This window comes from Embleya sp. NBC_00888, from assembly GCF_045207655.1.
Classification (GTDB): domain Bacteria; phylum Actinomycetota; class Actinomycetes; order Streptomycetales; family Streptomycetaceae; genus Embleya.
In genome coordinates, this window is the sequence record NZ_CP108786.1 from 26395 (window position 1) to 43758 (window position 17364).

The window sequence follows — 17364 nt, forward strand, 5'->3', positions numbered from 1 at the left end:
AATCCTGCTCGGGCCCACCGGCCGGTGCCGTGGTGTCCGAGTCGATCTGAGGTGCGGTGGTGGCGCCGCGACGCCCGGACGCCACCACCGCGCGGGCCGTCGCCGTTGACGGACCCCCTTGCCCCGTCGGGCCGCTCCACCTCGAGACCCCTCTCGAGGGAACGGCGCGTCGGGGTGCCCGGGGCGTCGGTGGACGGCCGGGAGTCGGTCCACCGGCGCCCCGGAGATTCGCAACCACGCATGACGCTGTGCGCGCCGGCGCCCGACTGCGCGCCCGAAGGGCCGAGGCACTCCCCCGCGGTGCTCACACCAGGGTTGGCAGACGCGCCCGTACTTGGCTGGGCGCGCCGTTGCGGGGGTGGATGCGGTGTCGGGCGAGTACGTCCAGGACCTGTGTCAGGACCTGGTCGGGAGTGCGGTCCTCGGTGTGGATCACCGTTCCCGGCGCCGGGCTCTGTCCGTACGGGCCGTGGTACTCGACCATGCGACCCAGCCGCTTCGGGGAGGCGGCCAGCACCAGATCCTGCGGCTGGGCCCCTTCCTTCTCGCGCAGCCTTCGGGCCAGCGTGTCGACGCTCGCCGTGAGGCAGATGGTGAGCGGTGTCCGCAGCAACGCGCGGTGGTCGATCAGGAGGCGTTCGACCCTGTACGTCGGCAGGTCGTGCTCGTCCGCGTGGCTGGCGGCGGCCGTGCGGACGTAGCCGTCGACGACGAACACGGGCGCGTGTTCCGGCTGGTCGCACATGCCCGACGCCGTCAGAAGTCGGTGCATCCGCGTCTCGAATTCACCGCGCCAATCGCCGCCGGGCGAACCGGAATCCGCGACCGGGGCCTGGTCGGCGGCGGTCCCGCCACATCCCAGCGCCGCACGCAGGTGCGCGGTGATCGTCGTCTTGCCGACGCCGCGGGGGCCCTCGATTGCCACCATCCGGGCGAGGACCGGTGACGAGGGTCTGCTGGGGGCCGAGACGATCATGTCGAGTGCTCCTGGGCGAGAGGACGGTGACGGGGCGGGGGCGGTGGGTCATTGCAGCCGGACGGGGAGGCTGTCGAGGGTGTTGGCGACCAGGGAGGGCACCGGGCGCGGTGGTGGCGCGGTGGTGTCGAGGGTGATGTGGGGGAAGCGGGCGAACAGGGTGCGCAGGCAGATGCGGGCCTGGAGGCGGGCCAGGGGTGCGCCGGGGCACAGGTGGGGTCCGTGGCCGAACGCCAGGAGCGTGGTGGCGGGTCGGCGGGTGATGTCGAAGCGGTCGGCGGTGTCGCCGTGAACCAAAGGGTCGCGGCCGGCCGCGGTGTAGGAGGCGATGACCGCGTCGCCGGTGGGGATGGTGGTGTCGCCTATCGTCACGTCGCTGGTCGTGTAGCGCATGAGGAAGTGCCCGACCGGGCTGTTCCACCGCAGCGTCTCGGTGACGACGGCCGCCCACGGATCGCTGTCGCCGTCCCGGGGCGCGGTGGTGGCGAGGGTGCGTTGGTCGGTGTGGGTGAGCAGGGCGTGGATCGCGTTCACGATCAGGCCGGTGGTGGTCTCGTAGCCAGCCGCGACGGTCAGCCACAGGGACCCGATGAGTTCGCCGTGGGTGAGCGTGCCCTGGTCGTGGTGGGCGATCAGGTCGGTGGTGAGGTCGTCGCCGGGCCGGTCGCGGCGCAGGGCGACGAGGTGTTCGAGGCGTTCGGTGATGGCGTGTTGGGTGGTGGTGACCTCGTCGGGGGCGGCGGTGGAGGTGAAGATGCTCTCGACCAGCGGGCGCAGCTGCTGGAGTTCGGTGTCCGGGATGCCGAGGAGGTGGCCGAGGACGGCGATGGGCAGCGGGGCGGCGAGGTGCGCGCGCAGGTCGACGGGGCCCGGTTGGTGCGAGGCGCGGTCGAGGAGGTGGTCGGTGAGGGTGCGGATGTGTGCTTGGAGGGCGGTGATGCGTCGGGGGTTGAGGGCGGTGCGCAACGGGGCGCGCAGGCGGGCGTGTTCGGGTCCGTCGGCGGTGACGGCGTTGTCGACCTTGACCATGCCGATCAGCGGCCAGTCCGCGGGGATGCCGCCCCACAGGTTCCAGGCGCGGTAGTCCTTGACGACGTGCGGGTGGGTGAGGACCCGGCGCAACGCGTGGTCGCCCAGGACGGCCCAGGCGGGTACGTCGCCGGGGAGCAGGACGGGCGCGACGGGTCCGTGGGTGCGCAGGCGGTGGATCTCGCCGTGGTGGTCGGGTGCGGCCGGGTCCAGGCGTATCGCGGTTGCCGGGTGCGTGGTGGCGGTGTCGGGGGTGTCGATGGCGTGCCTCCCGGGTGGGGACGGACGTGCGGACACGGTGCGGTGGGCTAGGGGTTACCCGTGGTCGGGGCGGGGGTGAAACGCGCGGGCAGTGCTTCGAGGGCGGTGCTCCATGGGGACGGGCGCAGGCGCAGGGTCTCCGGTGGGACGGCGCAGGTCAGGTCGGGGAGGCGGTCGAGGAGGGTGCCGACGGCGATGCCAGCGATGAGGCGGGCCTGGGCCACGGCGGGGCAGGCGTGGGTGCCGGCGCCGAAGGCGAGGTGGGCGCCGTTGCCGTGGCCGAGGGCGTCGGCGGGGTTGGTGGGGGCGATGGCGGGGTCGGTGTGGGCGCCGCCGATGCCGAGCAGGAGGGCGTCGCCGGCGCGGAGGTGGCGGCCGGCGAGGGTGGTGTCGTGGGCGAGGTAGCGGCCGGGGAAGTTCCGCAACGGCGGATAGCGGACGAGGGCCTCGTCGATGGCCTGGTTGACGGTGCGCCGTCCCCCCGTGAGGGAGTGGGCGAAGGACGGGTCGACGAGTTTGAGGCGCAGGGTGGAGCCGATGAGGTTGGCGAGGGTCTCGCAGCCGGCGGAGAGCATGACCACCAGCTGCGGCAGGAGTTCCTCGTCGCGGAGTTCGGATCTCAGCAGCCAGGTGGTGAGGTCGTCGGCGGGGTGGGCGCGGCGGTGGTCGAGCAGGTCGGCCAGGATTTGTTCGAACGCGCGGTCGCCCGCTTGGGAGTCGGCCTGGGAGTCGAACAGGGCGTGCATGACGCGGGCGAACTCGCCGTCCTGGCCGGAGGGAAGGCCGAAGACGCGGGCGAACGCGTGCAGGGGTACGACGGTGGCGTACTCGCGGATCAGGTCGGCGTGGCCGCGGCCCGCGAACGTGTCGACGACACGGTCGCACGTGCCGTGCAGGTCGTGGCGCAGGCGGGGCGTGGTGGCGGCGCTCAGGCTGTCCTGGACGATCCTGCGCAGGCGTTGGTGGTCGGGGCCGTCGGCGAAAGCCACGTTGTTGGGACGGTGGGCCATCATCGGCCGCAGCCCCGAATCGGGCGCGACGACGCCGGCGGTGAGGTCCGTCCAGTTCAGGGGGCTGCGGGGGAAGCGGTGGCCGTCGCGGAGCATCTCGAGCAGGGCGTGGTAGCCCAGCACGAGCCAGGCACCGACCCCGGGTTCGAGCAGGACCGGCGCGACGGGTCCGTGGTCGGCGCGCAGGGTGCCGTAGAAGGTATCCATGTCGTCGAGCCCGGGTCCGAACAGGGGTGTGGCGCGGGCGAAGTCGACGCGGTTCGCGGTGGTGCGGTGGGCGGGGCAGCCGGGCGGGGGCGCGACGTCGGCCGCTTCGGGGTCGGTGGGGTCGGGGTGGGTGGTCACGTGGGCTCCGTGGCTGCGGTCGGGACGGCCGGGGTGTGGGGTGCGGTGGTGGTGATGTGTTCGGCGAGGGTGATCAGGACGTTGCGGGCCGAGGTGCGGTCGCGGGCGTCGCAGGTGGTGAGCGGGACGTGGTCGGGCAGGTCGAGGGCCTGGCGCAGTGCCGACGCGGGGTGGTCGAGGGTGTCGGGGAAGGTGTTGACGGCGACGACGAACGGCACGCCCGCGCCCTCGACGCGTTCCAGCACGTCGAAGCTGTGGTCCAGGCGTCGGGTGTCGACGAGCACGACGATGCCGTGGGTGCCCACGACCAGGTCGTTCCACAGGTGCCAGAAGCGTTGTTGTCCGGGGGTGCCGAACAGGTAGAGCGTGAGCCAGTCGGCGAGGGTCAGACGTCCGAAGTCGACGCCGACGGTGGTGGTGGTCTTGTCGGGCAATCCGGTGAGGTCGTCCACGCCGACGGTCGCGGTGGTCAGCGTCTCCTCGGTGCGCAGCGGCCGGATTTCGCTGACCGCGCCGACCAGGGTGGTTTTGCCGACGCCGAAGCCGCCGGCGACCAGGAATTTGACCACGGTGGTGACGGTGTCCGGCAGGGGCCGGGGGTCAAAGCCGTCGAAGTCCATCCAGAACCGCCTTCATCACGGTGGCGTCGGGGCCGGGCGTGGGGGGTGCGGGTGCGGGTGCGGGGGTGACGATCAGGTCGGCGTCGATCAGCTCGGCGACCAGGACCTTGACCACGGCGGGTGCCCGGGCCAGATGGGCGGAGACCTCCGCCAGTGTCAGCAGCCCGGTACACAGCCGCAGGATCCGGCGGTGCTCCGCACCCAGCGGCTTTCTCCGCCCGCAGCCGGTGTCGGTGGGTTCCGCAACGGGCGCGTGCAGGAGCGTGGTCAACGTCAGGCCGCGGTGGGTGGGATGTGCCCGGCCCCGGGTGACGACGTAGTCGGCGACCGGATGGTCCTGCGCCGAGCTCACCGCACCCCACCCCCACCGTCCGCCGGATCACGGCCGCTCTCGTGACCAGCCTGGGGACGGGAGCGGCGCGCGGCAGGGAGCGTGGCGGCATGCTCGGTGGAGTGCGCCGCAATGGGCGTGTTCGATGTCGGTGTGCGTGCGTCCAGGGACGCGCGGATGTCGGTCAAAAGCTTGTGCAGGTGGCCTGTGACGATGCCCGGGTCCACGCGACGGTCGGCAAGGACCGTGGCGTGGGCGTGCCGGCCGGCACTGATCAGGAACACGTACCCGTCGGTGAATTCGACGAACTGCTTGACCACAGGGCCGAGTTCCGCCAGGGCGCCGATCCCGGCGCCCAGGGACCGCAGGCCCGTGCCGGCTGCGGCGAGCTGCTCGGCGAGAGCCACCGTGGGCGTGTGCCAGGCCGTCCTGATGCCGTCGTCGCTGAAGACCACGATCCCGCGCACACCGTGGATTTCGTCGACGCACTTCTCGACGAGCCAGTTCAGATCGGATGTGGTGGTGGGCTGCTGGGTCACGGAGTCGGTCCTTCGTCCTGGGAACGGAAGTGGTCGGCGGTGAAGTCGGGAACGGCGTCGGCGGTGGTGCCGGTGTCGGGGGCGGTCGGTCTCCCGTTCACGAACGCGGATATGAACGCGTCGTGTCCGGGAGGGGCGGAGTCGGGTGTGCCTTCGGGGGGCGATCCGGGCCCGGAGGGCGCGCCGGCGTCGATGGGCGTGCGGGGCCCCACGGCGGTCGCCGCGTCGCGGCGACCGCCTGCAACCCCCTGCGGCTCGACGCGGCGCCGGGGGCGCTGCGGCAGGACCGCGGAAGCGGCTGCGGGGGCCTGGGCTTTCGGGGTGGCCGGGATCGCCGGTGTGCCGGCGCGGGCACTCGCGCCGGCCGAAGTCGCCCGCGTTCCCGGGCGCACGGGCTGTGGGGGCGGTGGGGTGAGGAGGTGTCCGGGGATCCAGACGACGGTGCGGATGCCGCCGTGGGCGCCGGGAGCGGAGAACTGCACCCGAAACCCGATGCGCCCGGCCAACACGCCGACCACCGCCAACCCGAAACGCGGGTCGCCTCCCAGCGTGGACACGTCCGCGTCGGCACGGTTGACGGCCTCCTGCGCGCGCTGCATCGTCTGTGCGTCCATGCCCCGGCCAGCGTCCTCGATGACCACACTCGCCCCGTCGTGCCCACGTTCCACCTGCACCCGGACGGTGCTCGTCGGCGGACTGAACCAGGTCGAGTTGTCCACCAACTCCGCCAGCGCGTGGATCAACGCCTCCGCGTGCACCCCGTGCACCGCCGTGTCCTCGCCGCCGACCACCGACACACGCAGGTAATCGAGGATCCGCGACTGGGCCGCACCGACCACCTCGGACAACAGCAACGGCCGATCCCACGACCGCCCCGGCCGCCCCCCGGACAACACCTCCAGGGCCTGCGCCGCCCGCCCCACCCGCGCCCAGGCGTGCTCGTCGCGCATCAACGCCGCCAGCAACGACGAGTCGGTCACGCGGCCCCGGAGTTCGCGGGCCTCCGCGATGGCGAGTTGCGCCTGGGCGCGCACCCGCTCGGCCATCGCCAAAAACGCGTACTGCGTGTTCTCCCGCTTGCCCCTCTCCACCTCCAGCGCGACGAACACCGCATCCACAAGAGCCTCGTGGTCCGCGCGCACCGCACTCGCCCACGGCTCCGCCGGGCACGGGTCGACCGGTGCCGACGGCACGTCGCCGCGCCGAGCCTGCGGATCCTCCAGCAGCACCCGCAACCGGGCCTCGGCGAGATGCCGGGTGGACCCGGTCAGGTGGTTCAACGCGTGCTCGGCCCGGCGCGCGCTCTTCTCGGCCTCCACGGCCCGTGCCCCTGCCCACTCCCACCGCCCGTGCCAGTACCGGCGCACGCGTGCGGTGGCGACACCCAGGGGGCCGCCGACCGTGGTCGCCGACACCGCGCAGCCCAGCACGACGCCGGCCAGGTGGGAGACGCCGAGGGCCTCGGCCGCCGCCGTCGCGGCGCAGCCGGTGCCGACGCACACCGCCCACGGCCACCGCGGCGATGACGGCGCACGATCGACGGGCTTCGGAACTCGGGAAAGGGAACGCATCGGGAAGGTCCTTCGTGGATAACGGCGCTGGGAGCGGGGATCGGTGAAAGGGGAACGGTGTGGGTCCTTGATCACCGGCGCGAAGACGGGTCCGCCGGGAGTGCGCCGGCGAGGTCACCGCAGGGGTGGCGGCCGTTCGCGCCGCCCGGCTTAGACAGCCGGCGCCCTCGGTGGAGGCCACCGTGTCGAAGTCCTCGCAGGCGTCGGGGGATCGGTGCTCGCGGTGCGGGGACGTGTGTTCGCCGAGGCTGGTCAGGTACGAATGTCCAGCCGTGCCCGCCCGGGTGGCGGATCCGCCCTGACGACGGGTCGTGTCGGCTCCTCGCGTGCGCATCGTTCCCGGTCGACGGTGTGGTTCTCGTGGGGAAGTTGCCGAAGGACGAGGGCGAGGCACCGGTCGAGTGGGAGTGTGGTGTCCGCGACGATCTTCGGTTGGGGAATGGGGGCCGGGCAGTCGTCACCGATGGATCGGCAGGGGTCGTCCGCGGGCGTGGGCAACCGGGTTCCGCTGCGATCACGGGCGAGGTGCGCGGGGCACACGCACTCGACGATGTGCAGGTGCGTGCCCAGCCCGGCGGCGAATCGTTGCAGGGCACGCACCTCCGTCGTCCGGGTCAGGGGACGGCCGTCGAGCACGACCACGCCGTCCGGGGCGGTCTGGAATCGCCAGGCGAGGGCGGTAAGTGTCACCTCGTACGCCCAGTCGTTCTGCTCGCGGGACGTGTCGCCCGCACCGGGGAACAAATGCCCACGCAGGGCGACCTTGTCGAAGAGAACCCCCGGGATCGCCTCGCTCAGTGCCCTGGCCAGGGTCGACTTCCCGGTCCCTGGCAGACCGGTCACGGCAACGATCATCGGCCTCTCCGGAATTCGTCGGTGATCACGGGTCCCACCCCTGTGCATGCGCTGCAACGGACGGCGAGCCGCCCGGCGTTGCGGTCGGTGTGCGGCGCCCGTGAGGGGATCGATGAGCGGCAACCCTGGCCTCGATCGGGTCGGGTATCCACTGGCATCGATCACAGATCTGTGAAAGGCGGCCTTGCGGTCACAGATCCGGTCACAGATCTGTGAGCCCGGCATCACATTGCGGCCCGCGGTGTCAAGGTCCGTCGCTACGCTCGGCAATGACGATGCGGACGGGAGGCGACGGTGGACGGACACAGGGAGCAGCACCGGCCCTCCTGCGCGAGGCGCCTTCGCGGCGAAGGCGAAGAACGTGGAGATTCCGTCCACGAGATCGCTCGCTTCATTCACGAGCACTGTGCCGTCTCCCCGCTGCGGGCACAGCGTCTGGCCCGGGGTATGACGCAGCAGGCCGTCGCCGAGGGGTTGCGGGCGCTGGGCGCGGATCTGGGCGCGGACGCCCCCAGGGTCGACGCGATCCAGCTCGGCCACTGGGAGGTGGGGCATCATCACCCCAAGCCTGCGGCGATCGCGTTGTTGTCTCGGTTCTACGCCTGTTCCGTCGGCGAGTTGGGGTTCGGGGACGCGGCCGCCGCCGGCGCGATGCCGTTGGTCGGCCGTGTGATCGCACCGGCCGGATCGTCCGCCGCCGCTGCCCGCGGCCGGTCCGCCGGCGGCGGGTCGCTCGGCACGCGTGTCGACGCCGCGCGTCGTTCGGTGGACCGCACGCTGTCCGCGTCCAGCGTGAGCCAGGCGCAGTTGGACGTCCTGGACGAGCGGGTGCTGTGGGCGCGCCAGCAGTACGTGTACACGCCGCCGGCGGCGATGTTGGAAATTCTCCTGGCCCATCTGGCGGAGGTCGAGGATCTCGCGGCGGATCGGCAACCCGCCGTCGTACAGGTGCGGTTGTCGGAGTTGACGGCCATGCTCGCGACCCTGGTCGCCGACGCGCTCATGAAGCTCGGCGATCTCGTGCGATCGCAGGGCTGGTACGGCACCGCGCGCAACGCCGCCGACGACAGCGGCAACACCGAACTGCGGGCGCGCGTGCGTGCTCAGGCGGCGATGCTGCCGTTCTACTACGGCCCGCTGGAGGCTGCGGTCGCCCTGTCCCGCGAGGCGCGCATGATCTGCCGCGCGCGCCCCACTCCCACGGGGGCGTTCGCGGCCGCGGCCGAGGCGCGTGCCCGGGCCCGGTTGGGCGACGCCGAAGGAGCGCAGGCGGCGCTGCGCCACGCCGAGGAGTCGTTCGAGCGCACCGGCCCGGCCGGCGGCGACCACGAGGCCTTCGGGTTCCCGCTGCGCAGGCTGTTGTTGTACAAGAGCGGGACGTTGACGGCGCTGGGTCACACCCGGCCGGCCCGACGGGTCCAGGAGCAGGCGTTGGCGCTGTACCCCGGCGCGGACGCAACCGGTATCGACCCGACGCTGCTCAGCTTCGAGGCGGCCATCTGCCTGGCGCGCGAGAACGACCCCACCGAGGCGTGCGCCTTGGCCGGCGCGACACTGCTGGGGGTGGCCGGGGATCACCGGACACCCATCGTCGAGGAGCGGGCGCGTGATGTGATCGCCACCCTGCCGCCCAGGGTGCGCGCCGGCCGGGCCGTACGGGAATTGCGGGAGATCATCGCGCTCCCACCCGGCCGGGTGTGACAGCACACGGGCGGTCCGGGACCCTGGTGCCATGACGACGTCGACGCAGGCTCCCGGCGGATTCGAAACGTCCGAGATGCACCGGCTCCTTCGGCGTGCCTGCGCGAGCGCAGGCCTCGACGCCTCGGACGCGCGGCTGCTCCGCGGGCACACCAACGCGGTGGTCCTGCTCGAACGGGAGGGGGTGGTCGTCAAGATCGCCCGGCGTGGATCGCGCGTCGACGACGTCCGACGCACCGTCGCCTTCGTGCGCGGGCTGACGGACCTCGCCTTCGCGACCGTCCCCCTGCTGGCCGTCGAACAACCCGTCGTCGTCGACGGGCACGCGGTCACGTTCTGGGTGTATCTCCCCCAGCCGTCGCACCCCGTGTCGGCCGAGCAACTCGCGGAACCACTGCGCGCGTTGCACGCACTGAGGCAGCCGGAGTTCGCCCTGCCCGTACGCGACGACATACGAGCGATCCGGCGCTCGATATCGGCGATCACCTGTCTGCCTTCCACCAGTCTGGCCTTCCTGTCCGAACACACCGATCGCCTCGAGACCGAGCTCGCCGGTGTGGAGTTCGCCCTGGACCCCGGGACGATCCAGGGCGACCCGCAGCACCGGAACGCGCTGCACACACCCGACGGCCGGGCCGTTCTCTGCGATTGGGACACCGTCGCCTTCGGACAACCCGAATGGGATCTGGTCACCGTCGAGGTCCACTGCCGCCGCTTCGGCCACGGTCCCCGGCACTACAGCCGATTCGCCGACACCTACGGCTGGGACGTTCGCGCCTGGCCCGGATACGCCACCCTCGCCGACATCCGCGAGCTCCGCATGATCACGACCAACGCCCGAAAGACGCACCAAACACCGGGCAGCCTCGACGAAGTCGAACACCGCGTCGAAGGCCTGCGCAGCGCCGATCGTCACCTGCCATGGACGATCCTCTGACTGCGGACGCCGAACTCCTCGTCCACGCCCCACCGGTCTGGCTCCGCCTCTGCGACATGCCGCAACATGTGCACCGCAGCGTCGTTGCCCGGACTCTCCAGGCACGACGTCGATCATTGCGACGCGTCAGGCGTGTAGGTCAGGGAGAGCGGCATCCGCCCAGGGCGCCAGCGATCGTCACGAGCCCGACGGGCAACGGCGCTACGCCGTAACGGAGTTCGTGCCGAAGAGAAAGAGTTGCTCGGTGTCGGGCCGAATCCCGGTCGGCAACGCTGTCGACGCGGCCTGCACAAGCACGAATCTCGCACCTCCGGTCCTTCAATGCCCAGGCCGCAGTCGCCCGGTGCATTTTCAGGGACGTGGAGGTCATGGCGGGGTCCTTCCGAGCGACGGGGCCGTATCGGGCTGCCCGGCAGGGCCGGGTCGGTGGCTCCACGATCGCGGTCCCGGACGGGAATCTCCACGTTGCGCCACCGCCATCTCACCGTCATTCACCACCGACATCCCACAAGGACAACCCTTCATTTGGCTCTGTTTTTCACATCGTGAATCACCCTAAAATGGGTGTTCTCTGTGTTTCGATCGTCATCGAGGCCGTGTCGGGCGTCGCGGGTCGTCGCAGAGACGACGGCAAGATGGCGGTGTCCGTGTGTGGAGGCGCGAGGGTCGGGCGGTCATCGTGGAGCACGACGGCGCCGACGGCGCCCGCCTGCGACCGATCGGGTCGCGCGACGCCGAGGAGGACCGATTGACGAGCCGGCCCGAGCTCCCGCGACGGACACCGCCCGTCCCCCCACCCCCCACACGGCAACTGTCCTCCGGGATCCTCACCCGTCCCGTCGGCATCGGATGTCGTCCCCTGGGCGGTCCCACGCGCGTGGACAACCGCGCGTTGGGATGGGCGTCCCCCGCTCGCGATCACGCTCTGGAGACCCTGCGGACGGCGGTCGGGCACGGCGCCGAACTCCTCGACGTGGCGGACGTCTTCGGCCACGGTCGCGCGGAACGACTCGTGGGGCGCCTCCTGCGGGAGGTCCCCCGCGATCAGGTCCGCATCGCCGTCGGCGTGGGCCGGGCGCCGGGCACCTCCACCCACCCCTTCGCCGGTACCGCCCTGCGGCGGCAGTTCGAACAGACCCTGGAGAACCTGGGTACCGACCATCTCGACGTGTACGCCCTCGACCGTCTCGATTTCGGCCCCGACGATGAACACCTGGGTGACTGCCTCGCGCAGATGCGGGCACTGCGGGAGGACGACCACGTGCGCGCCGTCGCCATGCCCGCGCCCGACCCCCACCACCGCAACCCCGAAGCCGCCGCCCGGCGTTTCGTCCGCCTGTTCAAGGTGATCCGTCCCGACATCGTCACCCTGCGCCACAACGGGCTGTGTCCGCCGATCCGCCTGGACGGTGAGTACATCGCCGATTTCACCGCCCGTCAGGGCGTCGGTCTGATCGTTCGCGAGCCCCTCGCCCTGGGCGTGCTCTCCGGGAAGTACGACCCGCGCCGTCCGCCGAGGTTCGGCACGGGCGACAGCCGTCGTGGACACCCCTGGTTCACCCCCGACACGCTGACCGCGATCGAACCGGAACTGTCCCGGCTGCGCGCCCGCTTCGGCCCGGACCCCCGAATCCTCGTCCGCCTGGCCGTGCAGCACTGCCTGCGTCTGGGGGAACACACCGCGGTGGTGGTCGGGGCCACCGACCCGGAACAGGCCGGCGCCCATCACGGGCCGGGCCCCGAATCCACCGACGAGGAGGCCCGGTTCGTCGACGAGACCTACCGCCGCATGCGCTCACGCCTCGCCGACCGACTCGGGCACGTCCCGGGTCCCGCCCGTGCTCGTGCGCGCGGCGCGCGCACGGCCCTGCGGTGACCAGCGCCGCGCGCAGGCCCGCGCCGGCAGGGCAACGGAGTGTCCGCGCGCCGGGCCCGACTCTCGCAGCCGCACGGTGCGGCGCGCCCGGTCGGTCCCTTTCGGGCGACCCGCCGGCTCCACCCGGAGCCCCCGGGTCGGACCCGGCTCCGTGCGACCGGGTGTCGGATCGCGGGCTATTCGACGAGGTGGTCCAGCTCGCCGTCACGGGCGGCGCGGATGAGGGCGCGGATCTCGTCGCGGGTGTAGACAAGCGGGGTCTGTTGCGGGTTCTTGGAGTCGCGCCAGACGACGTGGTCGCCGACGCGTGCGAACTGCACGCAGTTGTCCTCGCCGAGCGAGCCCGAGGGTTTCTCCCAGGTGACACCGTCGAGATCCAGGTCGGCGGCGGAGGGCTTGCCCGCGGCGGGTGTGTCGGCGGCTGCGGTCATCGCGTCGTCTCCTCGATCAGCGGGCGGATCCGGTCACGGGTCTGCGAGGCCGTGAGGGCGTGGTCCCACAGTTCGCGGAACGCCCGGTCGTAGCGGTGGACGTGTTCGGGTGTCTCGATCCTGGTGGACCCGGCCAGGTTCTCCTGCCACACGACGCTGGGGCCGGGCGCGGGGAAGTCGACGAGCAGGAACGATCCGTACAGCCCGGCGTGGCAGCCGACGTCGGTCGGCAACATCCGGACGGTGACGTCGGTGGTTTCCGCGAGGAACCGCAGTTGCTCACGCAGCACGTCGGGCGGGGCGACCGGTCGTGTGAGGGCGCCCTCTTCGACCACCACGTCCACGGTCACGGCGGCCTCGCGTAGGTGGCGGCGGCGCAGTTCGCGCACGTTCACCAGCGAGTGGATCTGCCGCGCCTCGAGTTCGGGGCGCAACGCGCGGATGACGTGTTCGGCGTAGGCGCGGGTCTGGACCAGGCCCGGGAGGACGGCCTGTTCGTAGCCGCGCAGGCGTCGGGCGCCGGTCTCCAGGGTGAGGAGTGCGGCGTAGGAGGTGGCGTTGACGAGCGGCCCGTGTTTCCTCCACCAGGGCCGCGTGCGTCCGCGGTCGGCGGCGACCAGTTGGTATACGGCGTCGCGTTCGTCGGCATCGGCGCCGTAGACGCCCAGGAGGGCGTCGACGAGGTCCGGGCCGGTACCGCGCAGGCCTCGTTCGATGCGGCTGAAGCTGGCGCGGTCGATGCCGACGCGGCCGGCCGCCTCGGCCTGGGTGAGGTCGGCGCGTTTGCGCAACCGGGCCAGGCGGGACCCGAGTTCGCGTCGGTGGGCGGACGCGGGTACCTCGCCGGTGCTGCGGGAGGGGGTGACCATGGACGTCAGTCTGCGGAGCGCGCCGCGGGGCCCGCAAGACGCATATTGTCAATGTGTCCGAACACGTTGCCCTTGTTGGCCGGGAACCGGCATGCTGACGGCGTCACGATGCGTACGGCGAGCGTAGCGGCACGTGAGGCCCTCTCGTCGTGCGACGTCGGTCGGCGACCCGAGGAGGGAACGGACGTGCGCGAGACCCGCTTTCGGGACCTGGTCACGGAGCGCGGCTGGGCCCGGTACGAGACGTTCGACGTGAAGTTCGGGCTCGCCCGGGACGCGTTGGCCGGGCGTGAGCGCGAACCGGGTCTGTGCAGGATCTTCGTCGCGCAGCGCACGTTCGAGCGGTGGATGGCCGGGGACATCAAGTCGCTGCCCCGCCCCCAGACCCGTCGAGTCCTCGAGCACCTGCTGGGCGAGCCCGCGAAGTCGTTGTTCGCGCCGCCGACCGACGACGGCGCCTCGAGCGGCGTCCGCATCCCGCCGGCGGACGGGGCTGCCGATACGCTGACGACGCCGGGGGATCCGAAGGAACGGGGCTTGGACATGCACCGCAGGCAGGCCCTGTCGACCGCCGCGTACTCCCTCGCCGCCGTCGCCGTACCGGCGCCGCCCGAGAGACCACGTTCGCCCGCGGGTGGTCGCCACGTGGGCCGCCGAGACCTCGAGGCGCTGCGCGAGACGACGGCCACGTTCTCCCGGATAGACCAGCGCTACGGCGGCGGACACGCCCGCGGCGCGGTCGTGCAGTACCTCGCCGCGGACGTGACGGCCCTGTTGAGCGGACGGTTCGCCGACGACAGCGTCCGACGTGCCGCCTTCTCGGCCGCGGCCGAACTCGCCTACCTGTGCGGCTGGATGGCCTTCGACGACGCGGAACACGCCACGGCCGCCTTCTACTTCGAGAAGGCGACCCGCCTGGCTGCGGAGGCGGACGACGCACCGCTGACCGGTCACGTGCTGCGCGCAATGGCCCACCAGGCGATCGACCTCGGCGACCGCCCTCGCGCGCTCGCCCTCGCCGACGCCTCGATCGACACCGGGCGCTACGCGAGCGCCACTCCTCGCGAACGCGCGCTGCTGGGCGTCGTCCACGCTCGGGCGCTGGCGGTCAACGACCGCCCCAAGGCCGCGGCCGCGGCGCTCGTGCGCGCCGAGCGCGACCTGGACGACGCCCGCCCGGATCTGCCGGAGCCCGACCGCGTCTTCTTCTTCGGCGAGGCCGGCCTCGCCCACGAAACCGCCTGCGCCCTGCGCGAGCTCGGCGACATGCGCGGCGCGGTCCGCGAATTCGACCGCAGCGTGCGCACCCGCAAGGCGACCGCGTTCACCCGCACCCACGCGGTCACCCTCGGATACCTCGGCGCCGCCCACGCCGCCCGGGGCGACGTCGAACACGCCTGCGCCGTCTGGTCGCAGGCGCTCGACGCCATGGGCGGAATCCGCTCCGCCCGCACCCGCGCCACCGCCGTCGACATGCACCGCACCCTGGGGCGGCTACCCACCGTCGCGGCCGCGCGGGAACTCCACTCCCGTGTCACGGCCCACCTCGCCCGCACCGCCTGAAGGAGACGCCTCCATGACGCAGGAGTACACCGTGGTGCCCGTCGCCCACGTCGTCGGCGGCCGGATCGAGCCCACCGACGACCACTGGGGCGGCACCCGCGCGATCGTCCGTGTCGACCCGGCATTCCCGCCCGACAGCACCGCGGGCCTCGAGGCGTTCTCCCATTTGGAGATCGTCTTCCGCTTCCACCTCACCGATCCCACCGACCTGCACCCCGGCGCCCGCCGGCCCCGCGACAACCCCCGGTGGCCCCCGGTCGGCATCTTCGGGCACCGCAACATGCGACGCCTCAACTGGATCGGTGTCTCCCGGTGCCGGCTGCTCGCCGTCGACGGCCTGGACCTGCACGTCGAGGACCTCGACGCCGTCGACGGCACACCCGTCCTGGACATCAAGCCCTGGTTCGCCGAGATGGGCCCCCGCGGCGACACCCACCAACCCGAGTGGCCCACCCGGATGCTCACCGACTACTACGCGCCGACGCGCGGCTGAACCCGCGCCGGCCGAGGGCCGCCCAATCCTCGACCTGCCACATGGAGACCCTGCGTCGGCACGGCCGCGCATCCACCTCACACCCCGAGGGGGAGCAGACACATGAACGCCATACCCGGCCCGGGCAGCCCCGGATGGAATACCCACATGGCCGAGGGCAACGCCCACCAGGCCCGCAAGCGGGTCGCCTCCGACGCCCTCCTCCTCGACGTCGACGGCCGGGTCCTGCTCGTCGACCCCACATACAAGCCGGACTGGGACCTGCCCGGGGGCATGGCCGAGGCCAACGAGACACCCGTGGACGCCGTCCGCCGTGAACTCGCCGAGGAACTCGGCCTCGACATCCGCTTCAACGACCTGTTGTGCGTGGACTGGGTCGCACCCCACGGGCCCTGGGACGATCTGATCGCCTTCGTCTTCGACGCCGGTACCCTCTCCCCCGACGCGTGTGCCCGGCTGCGCCCCCACGACGACGAGATCGCAGCGTGCGCCTTCTTCGAGCCGACCCAAGGCCTGGAACTGCTGGGCGAGCGGCAACGCCGGCGCCTGGCACACGCTCTCGACGCGGTGCGTGATCGAGTCCCGCGCTACCTGCACGACGGGAACCCGCCATGGTGACGACCGGTCCCGGGCCGCTGCGGCCCTCGGTCCGCGTCGACATCCGTACCGACCGGGCCCCCGGGCAGTACGGATCGGGGCGGAGGACGCACTGATGCGCCGCCTCCGGTTCCGTGCCCTCGTCGAGGAGCGTGGGTGGACCAGCCACCGCAGGTTCGACGTGAAGTTCGCGATGGCCCGCGACGCACTCGCCGGCCGCGAAAAGGATCCCCGCCTGTATACGGTGACCGTGGCCAAGCGCACGTTCGAACGCTGGATGGCCGGCGACGTCAAGGGCCGTCCCTATCCCGACACCTGCCGCGTCCTGGAGCACCTGTTCGGCGTCCCCGCCGCCGACCTGTTCTCGCCCATGCCCGAACCCGAGGTATCGAAGCCCGGCGACGAGGACTTCCGCCGCGAGATCCACGACGCCCTCACCCGCGGCCGCCAGGGCGCCGCGCAGGCACGCGTGTGGGAGGAGGTCGTCCTGCGGCACGCCCTCGCCACACGCCGGCGCCCCGACGCCGAACTCCTCCCCGAACTGCGCCGCGACTTCGTCGCGTTGACGACCGCGCTCGAGCAGCCGCAGTCGTTGGCCGGCCTGCGCACACTGACCCGGACCGCGGCCTGGATGGGCGGACTGATGACCCTGTGTCTCGTGCGATCCGGCGCGCACGAACGGGCACGCGCGTGGGCGCGGACCGCGTGGACGGCGGCGGACGAGGCCGACGACGACGCCGTGCGCGCCTGGGTACTCGCCGAGGACGCCTACGGCCTCTTCTACGCCGGAGACCCGAGCGGAGCCGCCGCGTTGGCGCGACGCGCCCAGGGCGCGGGCGGGTGGCGCGGCGTGGGCGCGGCCCTCGCCGCCCCCTTGGAAGCGCGCGCCCACGCCCTGCGCGGCGACACGCGTCGCACCCACAACGCCCTGGCCCGCGCCGAGCGAGTGCTCGAAACCCTCACCGACGACCAGCGACAGGACACGGCTGTGGGCTACACCGAGGCGCAGTTCCGCTTCCACCAGGGCAACGCGCTCACCCACCTGGGCGACGTCGACCGCGCCGCGATCGCGCACGCCCGGGCGCTGGAGCTGTACCCGGTCGAGGAGCGGCTGGATCGGGCGCTGGTGCGCACGGACGTCGCCACGTGCCGGCTGCACCGCGGCGAGGCCGCCGGCGCCGCTCTCGAACTCCTGGACGCCTTGACAGACCTGCCCGAACCCGACCGGACCGGCATCGTCCTCGCGCGCGGCCGCCACCTGGCCGGCCTCATGCCGACCGGTTCGGACGCGCCGGAACCGGTCCGCGCGCTGCGCGCGTTCCTGGCCGAACCGACCCCCGCCCCGGAGGATCCGTGAACG

General features: G+C 72.4%; 17 protein-coding genes. 7 read left to right on the forward strand and 10 right to left on the reverse strand.

What is annotated here, in order from left to right:
* Positions 1-304: 304 nt before the first annotated feature.
* The 8 genes from OG948_RS59690 to OG948_RS59725 form a co-directional block, all read right to left on the reverse strand.
* Positions 305-976 carry a hypothetical protein gene (locus tag OG948_RS59690; RefSeq protein ID WP_406300961.1) on the reverse strand — a complete coding sequence of 224 codons (672 nt, stop codon included), beginning with the start codon at positions 974-976 and terminating at the stop codon, positions 305-307.
* A 48-nt stretch (positions 977-1024) separates the two neighbouring features.
* A complete protein-coding gene (locus OG948_RS59695; protein ID WP_331733400.1) occupies positions 1025-2302 on the reverse strand; it encodes a cytochrome P450 in 1278 nt (425 codons plus the stop codon).
* Between the two features lie 11 nt (positions 2303-2313).
* Entirely contained in the window at positions 2314-3621 is a 1308-nt protein-coding gene (locus tag OG948_RS59700) for a cytochrome P450 (RefSeq protein WP_331733402.1), read from the reverse strand.
* A complete protein-coding gene (locus tag OG948_RS59705) occupies positions 3618-4241 on the reverse strand; it encodes an ATP/GTP-binding protein (protein ID WP_331733403.1) in 624 nt (207 codons plus the stop codon). The genes OG948_RS59700 and OG948_RS59705 overlap by 4 nt, the downstream gene beginning before the upstream one ends.
* Positions 4222-4593 carry a DUF742 domain-containing protein gene (locus tag OG948_RS59710; protein WP_331733405.1) on the reverse strand — a complete coding sequence of 124 codons (372 nt, stop codon included), beginning with the start codon at positions 4591-4593 and terminating at the stop codon, positions 4222-4224. The genes OG948_RS59705 and OG948_RS59710 overlap by 20 nt, the downstream gene beginning before the upstream one ends.
* On the reverse strand, positions 4590-5111 hold the full coding sequence (locus OG948_RS59715) for a roadblock/LC7 domain-containing protein (protein WP_331733407.1): 522 nt from the start codon (positions 5109-5111) through the stop codon (positions 4590-4592). Before OG948_RS59715 ends, OG948_RS59710 begins: the two co-directional genes overlap by 4 nt.
* The gene (locus OG948_RS59720; RefSeq protein WP_331733410.1) at positions 5108-6613 is read right to left on the reverse strand and encodes an ATP-binding protein; all 1506 of its coding nucleotides are present in this window, start codon (positions 6611-6613) and stop codon (positions 5108-5110) included. Before OG948_RS59720 ends, OG948_RS59715 begins: the two co-directional genes overlap by 4 nt.
* Before the next feature lie 321 nt (positions 6614-6934).
* Positions 6935-7525: an AAA family ATPase gene (locus OG948_RS59725; RefSeq protein ID WP_406300962.1), complete on the reverse strand. Its 591-nt coding sequence runs from the start codon at positions 7523-7525 to the stop codon at positions 6935-6937.
* Positions 7526-7984: 459 nt separating this feature from the next.
* On the opposite strand from OG948_RS59725, the gene OG948_RS59730 reads away from it, so the two are divergent.
* The 3 genes from OG948_RS59730 (at position 7985) to OG948_RS59740 (ending at position 12051) form a co-directional block, all read left to right on the forward strand.
* Complete coding sequence (locus tag OG948_RS59730; RefSeq protein ID WP_331733416.1) at positions 7985-9238, forward strand: XRE family transcriptional regulator; 1254 nt, start codon at positions 7985-7987, stop codon at positions 9236-9238.
* Between the two features lie 31 nt (positions 9239-9269).
* Positions 9270-10175, forward strand: a complete 906-nt coding sequence (locus OG948_RS59735; protein ID WP_331733419.1) for an aminoglycoside phosphotransferase family protein — start codon at positions 9270-9272, stop codon at positions 10173-10175.
* Between the two features lie 892 nt (positions 10176-11067).
* Entirely contained in the window at positions 11068-12051 is a 984-nt protein-coding gene (locus OG948_RS59740; protein WP_406300963.1) for an aldo/keto reductase, read from the forward strand.
* Positions 12052-12227: 176 nt separating this feature from the next.
* Here OG948_RS59740 and OG948_RS59745 read toward each other — a convergent pair whose 3' ends face one another.
* Together OG948_RS59745 and OG948_RS59750 are read right to left on the reverse strand one after the other, a co-directional pair.
* Positions 12228-12482 carry a DUF397 domain-containing protein gene (locus OG948_RS59745; protein WP_331733425.1) on the reverse strand — a complete coding sequence of 85 codons (255 nt, stop codon included), beginning with the start codon at positions 12480-12482 and terminating at the stop codon, positions 12228-12230.
* Positions 12479-13351 (reverse strand): helix-turn-helix transcriptional regulator, encoded by an 873-nt coding sequence (locus OG948_RS59750; protein WP_331733429.1) that lies wholly within the window; start codon positions 13349-13351, stop codon positions 12479-12481. The genes OG948_RS59745 and OG948_RS59750 overlap by 4 nt, the downstream gene beginning before the upstream one ends.
* A 186-nt stretch (positions 13352-13537) precedes the next feature.
* Between OG948_RS59750 and OG948_RS59755 the strand changes: the two genes are divergently transcribed.
* From OG948_RS59755 to OG948_RS59770, 4 genes are all read left to right on the forward strand, one after another.
* Positions 13538-14914, forward strand: a complete 1377-nt coding sequence (locus OG948_RS59755; RefSeq protein ID WP_406300964.1) for a Tat pathway signal protein — start codon at positions 13538-13540, stop codon at positions 14912-14914.
* Between the two features lie 13 nt (positions 14915-14927).
* Positions 14928-15407 (forward strand): SAM-dependent methyltransferase, encoded by a 480-nt coding sequence (locus OG948_RS59760; protein WP_331733433.1) that lies wholly within the window; start codon positions 14928-14930, stop codon positions 15405-15407.
* 102 nt (positions 15408-15509) lie between these two features.
* Entirely contained in the window at positions 15510-16025 is a 516-nt protein-coding gene (locus OG948_RS59765; protein ID WP_331733436.1) for an NUDIX hydrolase, read from the forward strand.
* Between the two features lie 94 nt (positions 16026-16119).
* A complete protein-coding gene (locus tag OG948_RS59770; RefSeq protein WP_331733439.1) occupies positions 16120-17361 on the forward strand; it encodes an XRE family transcriptional regulator in 1242 nt (413 codons plus the stop codon).
* The last annotated feature ends 3 nt before the right edge of the window (positions 17362-17364 follow it).

Coding starts and splice junctions, on each gene's coding strand:
- OG948_RS59765 (WP_331733436.1), top strand. CDS start 15,510: ATGAACGCCATACCCGGCCCGGGCAGCCCCGGATGGAATACCCACATG.
- OG948_RS59745 (WP_331733425.1), bottom strand. CDS start 12,482: ATGACCGCAGCCGCCGACACACCCGCCGCGGGCAAGCCCTCCGCCGCC.
- OG948_RS59735 (WP_331733419.1), top strand. CDS start 9,270: ATGACGACGTCGACGCAGGCTCCCGGCGGATTCGAAACGTCCGAGATG.
- OG948_RS59770 (WP_331733439.1), top strand. CDS start 16,120: ATGCGCCGCCTCCGGTTCCGTGCCCTCGTCGAGGAGCGTGGGTGGACC.
- OG948_RS59730 (WP_331733416.1), top strand. CDS start 7,985: ATGACGCAGCAGGCCGTCGCCGAGGGGTTGCGGGCGCTGGGCGCGGAT.
- OG948_RS59760 (WP_331733433.1), top strand. CDS start 14,928: ATGACGCAGGAGTACACCGTGGTGCCCGTCGCCCACGTCGTCGGCGGC.
- OG948_RS59705 (WP_331733403.1), bottom strand. CDS start 4,241: ATGGACTTCGACGGCTTTGACCCCCGGCCCCTGCCGGACACCGTCACC.
- OG948_RS59750 (WP_331733429.1), bottom strand. CDS start 13,351: ATGGTCACCCCCTCCCGCAGCACCGGCGAGGTACCCGCGTCCGCCCAC.
- OG948_RS59690 (WP_406300961.1), bottom strand. CDS start 976: ATGATCGTCTCGGCCCCCAGCAGACCCTCGTCACCGGTCCTCGCCCGG.